The organism is Mycobacterium sp. OAE908 (assembly GCF_017872775.1).
In the GTDB taxonomy this organism is placed as follows: domain Bacteria; phylum Actinomycetota; class Actinomycetes; order Mycobacteriales; family Mycobacteriaceae; genus Mycobacterium.
Genome location: NZ_JAGGJL010000003.1, coordinates 1 through 16242, shown reverse-complemented (window position 1 = coordinate 16242; position 16242 = coordinate 1). Strand labels below are relative to the sequence as shown.

The 16242-nt window shown below is 62.3% G+C and carries 11 protein-coding genes and 2 pseudogenes; 5 read left to right on the top strand and 8 right to left on the bottom strand.

Features of this window, described 5'->3' with window-relative positions:
- Positions 1 to 60: 60 nt before the first annotated feature.
- The 7 genes from J3E61_RS32525 to J3E61_RS32495 form a co-directional block, all read right to left on the bottom strand.
- A complete protein-coding gene (locus J3E61_RS32525) occupies positions 61 to 1221 on the bottom strand; it encodes a serine hydrolase (RefSeq protein WP_210086790.1) in 1161 nt (386 codons plus the stop codon).
- Positions 1218 to 1625 (bottom strand): DUF861 domain-containing protein, encoded by a 408-nt coding sequence (locus J3E61_RS32520; RefSeq protein WP_210086789.1) that lies wholly within the window; start codon positions 1623 to 1625, stop codon positions 1218 to 1220. The genes J3E61_RS32525 and J3E61_RS32520 overlap by 4 nt, the downstream gene beginning before the upstream one ends.
- A complete protein-coding gene (locus J3E61_RS32515; protein WP_210086788.1) occupies positions 1625 to 3256 on the bottom strand; it encodes a hypothetical protein in 1632 nt (543 codons plus the stop codon). The genes J3E61_RS32520 and J3E61_RS32515 overlap by 1 nt, the downstream gene beginning before the upstream one ends.
- Positions 3253 to 4704, bottom strand: a complete 1452-nt coding sequence (locus J3E61_RS32510; RefSeq protein ID WP_210086787.1) for a cytosine permease — start codon at positions 4702 to 4704, stop codon at positions 3253 to 3255. Before J3E61_RS32510 ends, J3E61_RS32515 begins: the two co-directional genes overlap by 4 nt.
- Positions 4705 to 4764: 60 nt before the next feature.
- The gene (locus J3E61_RS32505; RefSeq protein ID WP_210086786.1) at positions 4765 to 5112 is read right to left on the bottom strand and encodes a WhiB family transcriptional regulator; all 348 of its coding nucleotides are present in this window, start codon (positions 5110 to 5112) and stop codon (positions 4765 to 4767) included.
- Positions 5109 to 5861, bottom strand: coding sequence for an MBL fold metallo-hydrolase (locus tag J3E61_RS32500; protein ID WP_210086785.1), 753 nt, complete (start codon positions 5859 to 5861; stop codon positions 5109 to 5111). The genes J3E61_RS32505 and J3E61_RS32500 overlap by 4 nt, the downstream gene beginning before the upstream one ends.
- Before the next feature lie 80 nt (positions 5862 to 5941).
- Positions 5942 to 7369, bottom strand: coding sequence for a cytosine permease (locus J3E61_RS32495; RefSeq protein ID WP_210086784.1), 1428 nt, complete (start codon positions 7367 to 7369; stop codon positions 5942 to 5944).
- Positions 7370 to 7551: 182 nt separating this feature from the next.
- Here J3E61_RS32495 and J3E61_RS32490 point away from each other — a divergent pair, with 182 nt between their 5' ends.
- Positions 7552 to 8199, top strand: coding sequence for a TetR/AcrR family transcriptional regulator (locus J3E61_RS32490; protein ID WP_210086783.1), 648 nt, complete (start codon positions 7552 to 7554; stop codon positions 8197 to 8199).
- A gap of 33 nt (positions 8200 to 8232) precedes the next feature.
- Here the strand turns inward: J3E61_RS32490 and J3E61_RS32485 are convergent, their stop codons facing one another.
- On the bottom strand, positions 8233 to 8889 hold the full coding sequence (locus tag J3E61_RS32485; RefSeq protein ID WP_210086782.1) for an acetoacetate decarboxylase family protein: 657 nt from the start codon (positions 8887 to 8889) through the stop codon (positions 8233 to 8235).
- A gap of 1017 nt (positions 8890 to 9906) precedes the next feature.
- Between J3E61_RS32485 and J3E61_RS32480 the strand changes: the two genes are divergently transcribed.
- The 4 genes and pseudogenes from J3E61_RS32480 (at position 9907) to J3E61_RS32465 (ending at position 15951) form a co-directional block, all read left to right on the top strand.
- Positions 9907 to 12495 (top strand): alpha/beta hydrolase fold domain-containing protein, encoded by a 2589-nt coding sequence (locus J3E61_RS32480; RefSeq protein WP_210086781.1) that lies wholly within the window; start codon positions 9907 to 9909, stop codon positions 12493 to 12495.
- 456 nt (positions 12496 to 12951) lie between these two features.
- Positions 12952 to 13384 (top strand): annotated as a pseudogene (locus tag J3E61_RS32475) (phenol 2-monooxygenase); the annotation flags it as partial.
- Between the two features lie 4 nt (positions 13385 to 13388).
- Positions 13389 to 13589 (top strand): annotated as a pseudogene (locus tag J3E61_RS32470) (alpha/beta hydrolase); the annotation flags it as partial.
- A gap of 52 nt (positions 13590 to 13641) precedes the next feature.
- The gene (locus tag J3E61_RS32465; RefSeq protein WP_210086780.1) at positions 13642 to 15951 is read left to right on the top strand and encodes a LuxR family transcriptional regulator; all 2310 of its coding nucleotides are present in this window, start codon (positions 13642 to 13644) and stop codon (positions 15949 to 15951) included.
- Positions 15952 to 16242: the final 291 nt, after the last annotated feature.

Here is a 16242-nt window from a genome sequence, read left to right as displayed (position 1 = left end):
GTTTCGCTCCTCCCTATCAAGGATGGTCGACCTTCCGGGCCGGGCTAGGGTGGCGTGGTTTCATGCCACCGCGCCGACGATGGTTTCTGCGAGGGCGAAAGTCGCCGCGTCGAGGGCGGCGTTCTCTGGCGTGGGCCACGACGAAAGTTTGGCGATGGTGACGTCGTGGTCATAGTCCACATAGAGCAGTTGACCGTGGATACCGATGCAGGCGAGCACATTTCGGTCCGGGTAAGGCACCCAGAACTGGTTGCGGTACATGCCTCCCGGCATGCCGGTCCGGGTCGGCGACTTCGCGAATGCTGTGCGCGAGTCGGCCGTTCCAGTCAATGCATCCTCGAACCAGCACGCGGGTACTACCTGATCGGTTCCGTTGCGACCGCGGTGGCGTATGAGTTCACCGAATCGCGCCAGATCGCGTAAGGAAGCCGCCAAGCCGCCGTCGTAGAACATCGTGCCCGCGGCATCGATGCCCGCGTCCATCCTGTCCGCGGCCAATCGCGACCACAGCCGCTGCGAAAGCAGTTCGGGCATGATTGATTTCGCGGCGCGTTCACAAACCCAGCCCAGTACGTCAGACTCGCAGGATCGATATTCGAATACTCCGCCGTGAGGGCGGTAGCTCTTGAGCATCGGTAAGAAGTCGTAAAGGGTGTGCGGTACCCATGCGTCGACGTGAGGGACCCACCCGACGGCTTGGTCGAGGTGACGAACCTCGGCGGCAGGATCGAGGTAGTTCTCGCGGAATTGGATGCCTGAGCGCATGTCCAATACGTGCTGCACGAGGGCGCCGGAATAACCCGAGACCGCTAACTCGGGGATGTAATCGGTGACCAGGCGCTGGGGGTCGAGCTGACCCTCGCCGATCAGTACGCCGGCCACCGCGCCGACAATTGACTTGCTGATGGAATACAGCATGTGCGGCGTGCCGGGACGAAGATGTCCGTCGTACATTTCGTACTGGATGACACCCTGTTTCAATACGAGTAACCCGTCGGTGTAGGTGGCCTTCAGCACCGATTCCACGGTCCCATCCTGTACTGCGGGGTCGACAGGTGTTGCTGAATCCAGAGTGAACGTTGGCTGCTCAATCAGTCGCAGGGGCGTGCGCCCAGGCAGGACAGCGGTGGTAGGCACAATGTCGCCCATGCGTGTCACTGTGCCGCGGTTGTGGGGCCCTTGTTGCCAGTTCTCAAGTGTCACTGATGGTTTAGAGGTCATGTTATCCGCGATTCTTGTCGGGCAGATCCTGAAGTTTTCGCCGCGGCTTGGGACCCGATCAGTGCGATGAAGTACTTCTCGGAGGGTACGAGGGTTTCCCAGGTTCCGGTGAACGACTTCGGGACGAAAAACGCGTCGCCAGCGCTGAATTCGCGACGTTGTCCCTCAGTATCGATCAGGGCGACTCGGCCGCTGATCATGATACAAACCTCGTCGTAGGGATAGGGATTGCACAGCAGTGTGCCGGGTTGTCCGGTCCAGCTACCACCCATGTAGGGCCCATCCTCAGAACCGAAGGCGCGCCATTCGGTTTCATCCCAATCAGGAGATGCGGCCGCGCCCCAATCGGGGCGGTGCGCGATGCCGCTGCCGGGACGAAATGCGACGATGTCGTCGACACTCACTAACGGTCTCCTTCACGGGTTTCTGGTGCTACGAATGCATCCAGGACATTGCGAGTGATGATGTGGGTGAACGGGTCGCGGTGGATGAGCCCGTTCACCCATTCGGTGGTGCCGGCGCAGAACACTGAGCCATTGCCTCGTTCAAAGGTGGCGATCATGCCCGCGCTGTACTCGATCTCGCGCAGGTATTCGGGCGGGTCGCCCTCGAAGATCGCCTCGATATCACCGTCGACGTCATCAATGGGTTCGCAAATAGGGACGGTTCCGTTCCATCTGTCCCGAGAGCCTGTGACTCCCAATGCCATCGCGATGATTTCGAGGTCAGCTGGAGCGCCGTCCGCGCCTGTCGGGTACGGCAGTCCCTTGCTGAAGGTGTAGTCGACACCGTCCATTTCGAACGCGCCTACGCATGATGGTGGGCCGCCGAAGACGTCACCGTAATACAGGTCGGTACCCGCTAGCACCCAATGGTCTGGCCGATACACCGTAAACCCACCCGATGAGCGGGGCGACGCCGCACCGAAGCGGGAATACACACCGGGAAACCCAGTGAGCCCCATGGTCTGTGCGCCGGGTCTTCCGACTTCAGGGGCATCCCAGCTGGTGGTCACGCGGGGCCCGCGTACCGGGTCCAGCCGAGGATCTTTGAAACAGGTCTGGGTGTGCTCATCGAGATCCAGGCGCACCTGCCACAGATAGTTACCCGCGAACCGCGCCAATCGACCACCCTTATCGATGAACCCATCGATGTGATCACGCATCTCCCATGACCAATACTCGTCATGGCCGACGATGACGGCGCAGCGATACCCGTCGAGGACATTTGGGTCGCGGTGCAGATCATGCTGAGTGATATGGCCGACCCGGTAGCCCTGCTGTTCGGCCCAGACAGTGAAGGGCCGTTCGTAGGTTGCCCAGCCGGCATCAGCGTGATGGCGTGAATACCGGTGATGCCAGGCCCATTCGTAAACCGGATAGCGTGGAATCCAGCCTGGTCCCGGTGTTTCCGGGTTGGCGTTGCGCGGCGCCGAAGCCGGTTTGCGAAGCATGCCCCTGGCGACGGGCCGCTGACTGGAAACGACGTAGGCCGGGGTGTCGGACATTCCATCAGGGACCCCGCGGTAGTGGTTGGCCCCACCCCAATCGTTGTAGGCAAGCATTGTGCTGGTGGTGTGAATGAGAACGAAATCATGATCGGCAGCGACGCTGGGGCGCAGCACGAAGAAACCCACTGCCTCCATAGGCCTGCCGTCGTGAATGCCGGTGGCAACAATGAGATAGAAACCCGATTCCCATGCCGTGCCATTGAGGTCGATGCGCAGCGACTCCTGCCACTGGCAGCCTTGAGTGTAACAGTCGGTCGGAGTGTTCTGAACATGGCCGGGGAGTCCCTTCGCGGTCCACACCGTCTTAGGTTGCAGGCCATCTCTGATGATCTCCACGTCGAAGGTGTCACAAGTGGTGTGCACAAACAGCGACACGGAATCCGCCCGCGCGTAGGACATCTCGCTGGCGTAGACCCAGAGTTCGCCTGCATTGGGCGTATGGCAGGGACGCTCAATCACACCGCCCGGCAGGCTCCACGCTATAGGTGCCGCGCCGTTCGGTGCACCGCCATCGTCGGTGGTCATCGCAGCGAATCCCGGTATAGGGTGCGCATCAAGCCCACGTACAGCGTTGCGCTGAGACCGATTCCGACTATCAGCGAGATATCGATTCCCCCGAGCGCAGTGGCGATCGGCCCGACATAGTGCGGTGTGCTGATGCATAACAGCGCCACCCCGGAGGCGGCGATCAGCGCGACCGCACCGGCAACATTTACTCCCCGCGTATACCAGAACGTACTCGTCGGACTTTCGTCACTGAGCGCAACCCCGTCATAGATGTTGCGACGCAACAACACATCGCACACATAGATTGTCATCAGCGGCCCGACCACCGCCGTGAGCAACTCCAATAGGCTGCTGACAGTATCGAGGAAGTTCGACACCAGCAGCGCATACAGCGTAACGGCGACTCCGACTGTCCCGTCGATCAGCACAGTGATCGAGCGCCGCAACGGCACTCCGATGGACTGCAACGCCAACCCCGAGCTGTAGGTTGTAGTTGCATTGCCGGCGATCGAACCGATGACGATGGCCAGCAGGAAGATCGGCATGAACCACGACGGCAGAATCGCACCAAGCGCCGACTGCGGGTCGGTCATGTCGATGACGGTGCCTGCCAAAATGCCTACCACGGTGAAGATCACGCTGGGAATCAGCAGGCCCGCGGTTGTCCAGCCTGCCACGGCGACCGGCGAGGACGACCGGGGAAGGTAGCGCGCGAAATCCGCACTGTTGCTAAACGACAACGGGGTAGCGGCGACCAACACGACGCCGACGGATATCGCCGCCCACAGCTGCGTGCCCTGCAGCGGCTCGGCGGGCCGATAACTCCAGTCGGCGCGCCCCAGCACATAGCCGGTGAGCACCGTGAAGATCACGGTCAGCACTATCGTCAGTGGCACGTAGACCCGCACGATGGTGGCATGGCCATAGACGCTGATCACCAGCGTGACTGCCGCAATCGCAAGGATTACCAAGGCTTTCAACGGAGTTGTAAGGGTGACACCGAACCGCTCCAGGATGGTGAAGCCTGCCAGCGCACCCGTCGCCCAGACGATCGCGATGTAACACATCGAGAAGATCCACGCCGTGACCGCCACGTTGACGCGGTTCGCCCGGATGCCGAACATTGCGCGCGTCACTACCTCGCTAGGGGTGCCCGACGCCGGACCGCTGATCGCCACGACGCCAGCGCCGACAGCGAAGAGATTGCCGAGGATTGCCACAGCGATGGCCTGCCAGAGGCTGAGCCCCAACAGAATCAGCGCTCCTCCGACCACGATGGCCAAGAAGTTGACGGCCTGCGCGGCCCAGATGCTGAACAGTTCGCGGGAACGGCCGTGACGCTCGGTATCGGCGATGACATCGATACCGTGAGCTTCGATCCTGCCGACGCGGTCGTTGGCCGCCACAACTGAGACAGCTTCCTTGGCGGTCTCCAGGCGCGCTTCCTTGCCACCTGCAGCTTGCATGAGATGAACCCTTCTGATAGCCGGCCGCTGCCCTCAACGGCATGAAGTCAATGTGAGCGGTCACCCGTTGTCACCGGCACGGCTCTCTTGTCGGCGGTCGTAAGGCGTTGTCGCACCCCAGATTCCGAATCGCTCCTGGGCTGCCACAGCGTGATTCCGGCATGGGTCAAGGACAGGGCACTCGAGACAGATTCGTTTGGCCGCGTCCTCGTAATGACGTCTCGAGATACCAACGATGTCTTCCGGTGGATAGAACACCGACGACGGCATGCCTTTACAGCGGGCGCGATCATGCCACCAGATGGACTCCAACTGCCACATTCTCGGCCGCGGCCGGCCGCGCTGCTGTGAGTGCGAATTCAACGAAAGCGGATGGTCCACTGCAACTTTCGCCCCGGCGCGCGTCATTGGCCGCATCTGTGATTCCGCTGGGTCGTCGCCTGGTCCGTCGTGCGACGGTAGGTGGTCGCGATTTCACGGAGGCGAGATCGATCGAAACTATGCCCGTGTCCGGGATGCACCACGGTGACGTCGAGTTCGATCAGGCGTTTCATGGTCGCAATGTAGTCAGAGATGTCGGCGCCGATGCAGGTGTCGATGAGTAGGTCGTCGTAGACGACGTCCCCAGAGAAGAGCGTCCCGTCAGATTCGTCGAATAACGCCACACCGCCAGGTGTGTGGCCTGGCAGATGGAGGACGGTGAACTGGCGGTCGCCCAGGTCGATCCGATCGCCCTCCTGCAGCCAGCTGATGCCAGGGGCGGGCCGCAACCGATAGTCGGCTAAGGCGTAATCGCGATGGGGTACTGCACTTATCAGGATTGGCAGACCCTGCGCGAACTCGCATGCAGCGAGCCCGAGTTCGTCGACAAGCGGCTGCGGATAGAGACTGCCCGGCGGGGGATCTTCGAAAGGCTCGCCGGGATATGCACAGCACGAATCGAATTCATGCGCACCTCCCATGTGATCGAGGTGGGCGTGCGTGAGCACGACGACGGGATCGCGCTCGAATAGCTGTGGTAATTGAGCCCGTAGGGATGCCACGCCGAGACCGGTGTCAACGACGAGGTCCCGCTGCTTACCGCGAAGATGCCAGATGTTGGCCCGCAAGAATTCGTGGACGTACGGTTCGTCGATGCGGTCAAGTGAGGAGTTCATTGCCTCGGTCCGGAACCACGGTTCCGCGGCAACCGGCAGATTTACCGGCGTCGACGTCACGCTCCTGTAATTAGGTTCCCTCACCGAGCGCCCCTCCCAGTTACGTTGGGGTAAAGCAACTTAGTCATGGCGATATAGACACAGACGGAGACGAGCGGACTGACGAGCCATGACAGGTCGGCACCGCCGAGAGCTGTACCGAGCGGCCCAGCGAATTCCTCACTCTGTACGAACAACGCTGCAACGACGGCACCCGAAACGAACGCGGTGACGCCCGCGACGTTGAACCCACGGCTATACCAGGCGACGCTGCCCTCGGTCACGTCGTTGAGTGCCAGCCCGTCGTAGCGGTTGCGTCGCAGCCATTGGTCGGCCACGTAGATCGCGATACTGGGCGCCAACAGGATGATGGTGAGTTCCAAGATTCCGCTCAATGCGCTGGTGAAGTCGGAGACAAAAAGCGCATAGCACGCGAGCGCAACGCCGAGCAGGCCATCGAAAAGTACGGTGACTGCCCGCCGCAGAGGGATGCCCACGGCTTGCAGGTATAGACCGGATGAATACATCGTCAGGACGTTGTTGGCCATCGAACCGATGACGATGATCAGGAGAAAGATGGGGTAGAACCAGGCCGGGACGATCTGGGCAAGGTTGGTTTGGGCGTCGGCCATGTCGATCACGGTGCCGGCGAGCACCCCTACACCGCCCAACACCACGCTAGGAACGAATCCGCCCAGGGCAGTCCACATCGCGGTCGCCGTTGGTGAGGAGTCAGCGGGAAGGTAGCGGGCGTAGTCGGGACTGATACCCCACGACAGCGAGGCAGCAGCGATCACTGCGGTCCCGGCGGCCATTTTTGCCCACAACGCAGCTCCGCTGAGCACGTCTGGGGGCTGATACCCCCAATTAGCATGCAGGACAACGAAAACGGCGAGGAGGAACATGGCTGCAGCGAGGGCGACGGTGAAGACACCGCTCATCCGCATGATGGTGGCGTGGCCGTAGACGCTGATCGCCAGCGTCACGCCAGCGGTTACGACGACGATCGTCACTCGAAGCGGTGTGGAAAGGGATCCGCCCCAAGCCTCGACCACCGCGTAGCCGGCTAGCGCTCCCATACAGAGGTTGATCGCCTCGTAGGCGATGAAGACCGGCCAATTCACGATGAGGTTCCACCGGTTTCCGGTGACGCCGAACATGGCGCGCATGATCACGCTGCTTGGCGTTCCCGCGACGGGGCCACTGATTGCCATGGCGCCGATCGCTATCCAGAACAGATTGCCGAGGACCAGGACGCTCATCGCCTGCGCAATGTTCAGCCCGAACACGGTCAGTACGCCGCCCAGGACAATGTAGAGGTAGTTGATGTTGGCGGCCGCCCACACGGTGAACAGGTCCCGAGGTTTTCCGTGGCGTTCTTCGGCGGGAATGAAGTCGATGCCACGCACTTCGAGTTTGCCGAATTTGTCGCTGGTCACCTCCTGGTCTGCGGCTTGTTCGACGGCCATCGCACCCTCCTTGTTGGTGACAACACCAATAACTATTGGTGGCGATGACAATAACGATCAGCGAGGCGGTTGTCACCGGATCGGTGAAACTTTTCTGCCGGACACCTGCCTAGGCGCCCAGCCCCGACCGTCGGGGAGTGGGGCTTCAGTGTGCCCATTGATGCTGGTGTTAGCGTCGGTGCATGACCTCCACGGCGAGCGCATCGCGTCCTCGTCGCATGCGGCCGGACAAGCGCAGAGACGAGATTGCCGAGGCCGCGGGCAAGATCGCAGGCGCCGAGGGCCTTGCCCACTTGACAGCGAAGCGGGTCGCCGAGGCGGTGGGTGTCTATCCCGGATTGGTCAATCACTACTTTCGCTCGGCAGACGACCTGGTTGCCGCGGCTTTCGCAGCAGCTACCGAGCGGCGCCGCGAAGCACTGGCCGTCACGATGGCACAGGCCGCCGACAACACCGTCGGAGAGTTGCGGGTCTTCTTGCACCAGGCGATAGCGCCCGAACATGACTCCGCCGCCCTGCTTTGGCTCGACGCGTGGCGGGAAAGCCCTAAGCGTCCGGCCCTGCAGCGCGAGGTCGTGCGCCAAATGGAGATCGACATCGCCGACCTCACGGACTTGATCACCCGCGGTGTTGCCGCCGGCGACTTCACCACCGACGACTGCGCGGCCGCCGCCATGCGCATTCTGGCCATGATCGACGGCACGGCCGCCCAAAGCGCCGTCCGCACCGCCATCGCTGGAACCGGTCTGCTCAACTACCCCGCAGTAACCGAAATGCTCCTGCGCACGACAGAACACGAACTCGGACTGGAGTCGGGAACCCTCGGTTAACCGGGCGCCGGTTAGAGCACGGCACCTGTTGTCCTAAAACGGAAAAGTTTCGGTTGGTGCCTGCAATGTCAGCGAGGCGTTGCGGGTGAGGGTTGCGGCCAACATCTCTTCTACGGGCAGCAGATGCAGTGGCGCGAAGTCGCTGTCGCCGGTGAGGCGCAAAGATCCTTGCCCCAGCCAGATCTCGCCGCCGCTGGGGGCCAACGTCGAGGGAATGAGTTCCCGAATTGCTGGTGGTTGGCCGGGGATGGCCGGGGGAATGATTCGGAGATTCAACGCGGCGACCTCTGCAGCTTCGGCTATCGCTACGCGTTGCTGCGGTCGGAACTGTGCACATGCCAAAGGCACGCTCGCCGGTCGAGCAAGTTCAGCGGTGATGATCCCCAACGCGTCGCCACAGTTGTCGTCGAGGCGGATGGTGGCCAGCTGTTTAGGGCAGCCCAGCCATTCTCGCCCGGCGACCATAGCTAACTCATTGGTCACATAGATATGAACGATGTATTGGTAGCGCCGGCCGTCGAGGCGACACGAAATCGACTGGAATACCTCCCGATACGGGCCGGCGGGGCTCATACCGTACGACAAGAAGGTCAGGGTGCATTCGGGTCGATCGTCGATAGTGAGCATCGATGGCACGACCTGAGCAGCAGTCTGCGCGTCAGTGAGGTAAGTCAACGACAACATGTCCACGTCGCTGAATTGGTACGTGGGGGCGATGGTGTACGCAGGTGCATGGGCGGGTAGGACTTCAGCGGTCGTGCAATCCAACCGACCCCGAATCTCCTTGACTTCCTTAGCGATGGTCGTCACCGTAGCTTCACCTTTCATTACTCCACGCGGTAGAGAGCCTTGGCGCCGCATGCCGAGGCGTGAGCAATCATCGGATTGCGTATCGCGAAATCGTCATCATGACCAGTCAGGTTGTAACAGCGCACCGTGTCGAAATTGGCGGTATGGCCGTTACGGAGAACAGATATGCATCGCTCCTCCCCCGCTAGGACCACCGGGGCGGCCGACGACGCCTTCACAATCAACGGTCCTCCGGCGCTCAGCGGCTAACGCGATCGACTCTAGAAGCCGCTACTCGATCCCAGAGGGCTCATGGCAGAAACAGGTATGTCAACAGGTATGGGAAGGGGTAGCGGCACCGATGTTGTCTGCGTCACTGCAGGGCAGGGTTTGAGGTGTGCTGCACAGTGACACCGTCGGTTGCCTCGCAGCTTGCCGCCGTTGACCCACTTCGCGAGGGGACCCGAGGTCATGTCCGAATACCTCACTGGCATAGGCATTCTCGTGCTTGTGCTGTCGCCGCTGGTGATTCCGACAGCCATCACCATCTTCGGTGCTATGCGCCGATGCCGCCGCTGGCCGCGTTTCGCTGCCCCGTCGATCCACACTCATCGACGTACGTCCTCAGATCGCCTTCGATTGAGACCGCCCAGCTATATGTCGCCGCGCTCTTGCAACGTGACGCCGACTTTGCATCCGCGTGCCTGGACGCCGCCTCGATCACTGCCTAGCCCACATCGCGGGCAATGGCGCTGGCACTGCTTGGCGGGCGCGCGGTGTGCGGACCAGTCAATGGGTTTCGACGACGAGGTCACGTACCCGCGGCGACCGGTGAGCGCAAAACAGGTATACCAACAGGTATCTGGTGGGGTCATTGAGCCGGTGTGCGAAGGGTCACACCAGGGCATCGTTCGCCGCATGACCAACACAGACGTTGATGCAGTTATCGTCGGCGCGGGGTTTTCCGGTCTGTACGCCACCCACCGGTTCCGGAATATCGAAAGCCTGACCGTCCAGTGCTTCGAGGCAGGCGATGGCCCGGGCGGTGTGTGGTACTGGAACCGCTATCCAGGGGCGCGTTGCGACTTCGAAAGTATTCACTACTCCTTCACGTTCGATAAGGACCTGCAACGGGAATGGCGGTGGACCGAGCGGTTCGCCGCTCAGCAGGAGATTCGGGCATATCTCGAGCACATAGCCGACCGGTTCGATCTGCGCCGCAGCTACCGGTTCAACACCCGTGTCACGTCGGTGGTCTGGAACGAGAGTAAGCAGCGCTGGCTAGTCGGGACTGACGATGGCGCGACAACCACGGCGCGGTTCTTCATCAACGCTGCGGGCGCATTCTCAGTCTTCAAGAGGAACGACTTCCCGGGACAAGAAGACTTCCAAGGAACAGTGCTGCACACCAGCCGGTGGCCGGCCAACGGCGTCGACTTGGCCGGCAAGCGCGTCGCGGTGATCGGAACTGGGTCGACCGGTATTCAGGTCATCCAGACCATCGCCCCCGAGGTCGCGGAACTGACGGTGTTCCAGCGAACAGCCAACTTCGCCTGTCCCTTGGGTAATCGGCCGCTATCCGACGAGGACCACGAGCGCGCCGTGGCAGAGTTCGCCGAGCATCGAGAGGAGGCCCGCAAGTGCATGCCCGGCGCGCCATACCCGCGCGCCCAGCGGTCGGCACTCACGGACAGCCCCGACGAACGACGCAAGGTCTACGACCAGTATTACAACGGAGGTGGCTTTCGGATGCTCACCTCCACCTACTACGACTTGATCTTCAATCCCCAAGCCAACGAAACGGCGGCAAGCTACATCCGGGACCGGATTCGCGAGCGGGTCCACGACCCCAAGGTCGCCGAGTTGCTATGCCCTAAAGATCACCCATACGGGACCAAGCGGGCCACGTTTGAGACCAATTACTACGAAGCGTTCAACCAGCCCCACGTCCACTTGGTTGACGCCCGCACCACACCCATCGTGCGGATCACCAAAAAGGGCATCGAGACCACGGACCGCGAGTACGAATTCGACGTGATCGTGCTGGCCACCGGATTCGATGTCGGAGCTGGGGCGCTGGCGCGAATGGGAGTCGTCGGACGCGGCGGCCGCAAGCTGACAGACCACTGGGCGCACGGCCAACGCGCTTACATCGGAATGGCAACCCACGGCTTCCCGAACCTGTTCCACATCAACGGGCCGCAGAGTGCCGCAGCGCTTTTCAACAACCCGATAGCGATCGAGGACAGCGTCGACTTCGTTGCGGACTTGATCGGGCACATGGACCAGTGCGGGCACACGACTACCGAGGTGACCTCTGCAGCCGAGAACCGGTATAACGAGCTGGTCTGCGAAGTCGCCGACGCGACGCTCTTTCCCACCGCGACAACGTGGTACATGGGCGACAACATCGCGGGCAAGGCTCGCACCCCGGTCTCGCTGTTCACCGGAGCGCCGATGTATCGGGCCATCTGTGCCGAGGTCGAGGCCAACCAGTACGCGGGGTTCTCGTTCGACGGAGATGAACGTCCTGTATCCAGCACCGTGGAGCTCGACGGATCCGTGGTGTTCTTCCTCGCCGGTCTGCAGAACATGGGCGCCAAACCGCTCGAGGAGTGCACGTTCGAAGAGGCCCGGGCTGCCATCGAGTCGTTCAAATGGATGCAGCTGCCGGTCGCCGACGACGTTGACATCGTTGATGCCCGGTTCCCGATCGAGGGGGGCGAGCGAACGGTGCGGCTGTACCGCCCGCCGGTCGAGGGTCCCCTGCCGGTGGTGGTCTTCTTCCACGGCGGCGGATGGATCGGCGGCAGCATCGATTTGTACGACGAACCCTGCGCAACCTTGGCTCGCCGTGTCGGTGCCCTTGTCGTCTCGCCGGACTATCGCCTAGCCCCGGAGCATCCGTTCCCGGCAGCCACCGACGACGCCGCCGCGGCTCTGCGCTGGGCCGCAGACCACATCTCCGAGGTCGGCGGTGACCCGGAGCGGATCGCGGTTGCCGGCGAAAGTGCTGGCGCCAATCTCGCGGCCGTTGCTGCACTGCGGGCCCGCGATGAGGGCGGTCCCAGCCTGCGCGCGCAGGTTCTCGTCACTCCGCCAGTCGATTTCCTCGCCGACACTGAGTCGCGCAAGCAATTCGCGCACGGCCCAATCCTTTCGATGGAAACCGCGATGCGCATGGCGGCGCTATACCTCGGTGATCCGGCCAATGCGATGTCACCGCATGCTTCACCTGCCCGAGCAGAGGATCTATCCGGGTTGCCCCCGGCTCTCGTCATCACGATGGAAATCGACCCGACCCGTGACGAGTCGGAGAACTACGCTCAAGCCTTGGCAACCGCTGGAGTGCCGACCGTCTGTCGGCGCATCAAAGGACTGTGCCACGGCGCGTTTGAGTTGTCGGGCGCAATACCCCGGGTGGCCGAAATCCACACGGCGATCGCGGACTTCCTTACACCGCTGCTGTCGTCGCGGCAGGCTGCGACCGAAGCCGCGCTCGGGTAAGCCGGTGACGCCCTTCATGATTGAGGTCAGTGACCTGATCGACGGAGTCACACCACCCGTGCCTCGCACCGAGCCGAGCACAACTCGGCCGGTTGCGCAGGCTACCGATCATCAGGTCGTGATCCGCTCGCTGGCAGAACAGCTCGTAAGCGAAGCCAACGCGGTGTTGTCCGCTCACGGTGAGATCATCAGCTTGGTCGACGGACAGCGGCCAGAACGAGCTCGCGTTCAGTCTCGGTTACCGCGATCGCGTCGCGCGGATACCTACCACAGTATCCGGCCGCACGGCCACCGCTGAGCTGACGTACGCAGGTGCGCCCCAGCTGCAGCAACAGCTCACCGGTGAAGACCAAGTGCGTGCCTTGGCGCTCAACCTGTTGGCCGGCGCGTCAGCGTCAACTAATACAGATAGAGGCGTACGCCCGTGCAATATAAATTGCGCTACCGGGTCGTAAGCCAGCCAGTCGCTATCTGGAGGGCACTATCGACGTCCAACCTCGCGAGAACTTCCATCACCGGCCGACGTGGGCACCTGACCGAGAACTGTATGACCCACGGTTCACCGCGTTACAACTAAGCGACAGTTACAGTTTCATCGATCCGCGGCAATACTTCTACACGCCATACGTCACCGCGCGCGGCATTCTGCACGACGCATTCGCAAAGTCGTTGGGGTATATCCAGGAACGCGATCTGCTGATGCGCCTGCCAGACGCCTGGCGCGAAGTCTTGGTGTCCGTGATCGTCCCGCTAAGGCATTTCGAGTCGGCCGCGCAGCTGGTGAGTGTGGCGGGTGCGCGTTTTCGCCGACGGCACACCCATCGAGCAATGTTGCACGTTCGCGGCATTCGACCGAATCGGCAACGCCCAGATGCTGTCCCACATCGGCCAACACGCCAACACTGGTCATCGCGGCGGCGAACGACCCCGCGACGCCACCCGAGCATGCGCGACGCATCGCTACCGCGATAGCGGGAGCCCGTCTGGAAATAGTGTCGCGAGCAGCACACTTAGCCAATGCCGAATGTCCTGACAAGGTCAACACGCTGATCCTCAGTCATTTGCGCACGTCTTTGCCCTGCAACCGCGATTGACCGGCGTGCTATTCGGCGAATCCTGACCACGTAGCCGCTCTAGGCTTGCTGCATGAGCTCAGCTCGGGGCCCTCGACGAGGCGAGCGGGTCGGTCCGCCGTTGAACCGGCTCGTCGCTCGAAGGCACGAGCTCGATGCCGCTGAGCGGGCGCTATCGCAATCGCGGTTGCTGACCTTCACGGGGCCGGGGGGAGTCGGCAAGACCAGGCTTGCCATGGAGCTGGCGTTCCGAATGCGCGGAAAGTTCCCCGACGGCGCATGGTTAGTGCGGCTCGCCGACTTGAGCGTCGGCGCAGGAGTGGCCGAGGTCGAATCGGCGATCGTCAGCGCCCTGGGTATCAGTGACCAGTCCGCAACCGCTCCGCGCGAGAAGCTGCTGTCCTTCCTGCCGGAGCGCAACTTGCTACTGGTCCTCGACAATTGCGAGCACGTCGTCTCGGCAGTCCGAGTCACCCTGCCGGTCATCCTGCGCGAGGCGGCCCAGCTCCGAATCATCACCGCCAGCCGAGAGCAGCTGGGCGTCGCCGGCGAGGTACTGCGGCCGGTGCTTCCCCTTAGTGTGCCCGAACCGGGTACGCCCGCAGAGCAGCTGATCACTGATGGGTCGGTGAGTCTGCTGTTGGAGCGCGCCAGCGCGGGTGACCCCGACTTCGACATCACCGACGACAACGCTGCGGCCGTGATCGAGCTGTGTCGCTTGCTGGAGGGTTCGCCGCTGGCTATCGAGCTTGCTGCGGCGAAACTGAGGGCACTGACCGTCGAGCAGGTAGTTGCGCGATTCAGCAGGCGGTTGACATCCTTGACCGCCTCGGATGTGCACTCGGTGTCGCGCCACCGATCACTGCGGTCGATGGTGGACTGGAGCTACGAACTATGCCCGCCGACCGCCAAGGTGTTATGGCGACGACTGTCAGCATTCCCCGCCAGCTTCGACCTCGACCTCGCGGAGGAAGTCTGCGGTTTCGGCGAACTGCGCGCAGATGAGGTCATGGATGCCATCGATCGTCTTGTCGCCCAGTCGATTCTGGTTACCGACCGCAGCGCAGGCGCCATGCGGTACCACCTCCCGGCGACCATGCGTGAGGTCGCCGCCGAACTGGCCGACGAAGCCGGCGAGACAGCTGAGCTGCAGCGCAGGCACAGCGAAGCGATGCTCCGACGGGCAAGGCAAATGTTGCAGCAATGGTGTGGCCCGCAGCAAGAAACGCTCATCCTGCAGATGGGACTCGACCATCCAAGCTACGTGGCTGCGGTGCAGTGGAGCGCGACCACGACCGGGGAGGAGCAGACGGGGCTGCAGCTGCTTGCGTTCCTGCGCTACCACTGGTTGTCCGGCGGGCGCCTCGCGGAAGGCCGCATGCGAATCGAGTCCATGCTGGCCGCGGCGCCCGAGCAGTCATCTGCGCGGGCGGAGTGCCTGTGGGTCGTCGCCTGGATCGCCTTGCTACAACGCGATCACGACCAAGCCCGGCTTTGGTTAGACGAGCTGGCCTTGCTTGCCGAAAAGCTGAACGACGCAACGCTCGGCGTGCAGGTCCAACACTGGCGGGCGCTGCAGGCGATGTTCGCCGGAAATTCGGCTGCGGCCGTGCGCGGTTTTCAGCTCGCAGTGGAGGGGCACCGTGGTCGTGGCGATCATGAGCTGGAGTTAACCGCCCGCTACATGCTCGCGAGTGCCCTGGCCGCGGATGGCCGCGCGGATGAAGCGCTGTCCGAAGCTCGCATAACTGCGGTCCTGTGCGAAAAATACGGCGAACGATCGGCACGAGGGTATGCCGAATGGGCAGCCGCAGTGGCGCATTGGACGTTAGGTCATCTCGATGAAGCCGAACGATCCGCACGGCAGGTATTGACGATCCGGCGAAAACTCACCGACGGTATCGCCGTCGGGCTCACCACCGAGCTGCTGGCATGGATTGCGAACGACCGCAAGCAGTTCGGTCGGGCGCGCGTTCTGTCACGCACGGCCAATGATGTCTGGCGTTCGATGGGTACCGCGCTCGAAGCGTTTGGGCCGCAGTTGTCAGGTTTCGCCGCTGGGCATCGCTCGGCTCAGCCGGACTCCCCGTCGACCGCGGGAAAAGCTGCAAATCGGTTCGACGATATCGACGAAGTAATCGATTTCGTGCTCGGTGTCCTTGACGGAGCGCATAGGTCGGGGCGCCTGCCCAGTGAACCGCTGACGAAGCGAGAACTCGAAGTAGCCGCTTTGATCGAAAACGGCCTGTCGAATCGTGAAATCGCGGAGCGACTGGTCATCTCCAAACGTACGGCCGACGGTCACGTCGAGCGGATACTCGCCAAGCTTGGATTCACCTCTCGGACACAGGTAGCCGCGTGGATGGCTCGCCGCGCTTCTTGATACCTCAGACTCGCCGCAGGTTCATTCCGCAGTCGATGACGATGGCGGTGCCATTGACGAATGATGCTGCAGCGGAGGCCAACTAGTTGGCGGACCGGCGAAATTAGCGGTATGGCCAGCGAACGTGCCGTGACGGCTTTCCGGTACGGCCTTTCGACCGGATGGTGTCGCGGGACGAGGCGGCCAGCATCTTCTGCGACGTTCTCGCCGAGAAGGGCAACAAGGGAGCGCAGGAATTAGCCACCTATTGGGTAGGTCAAGGCGTGGGACTGATGAACAAGGTCAGGCCGG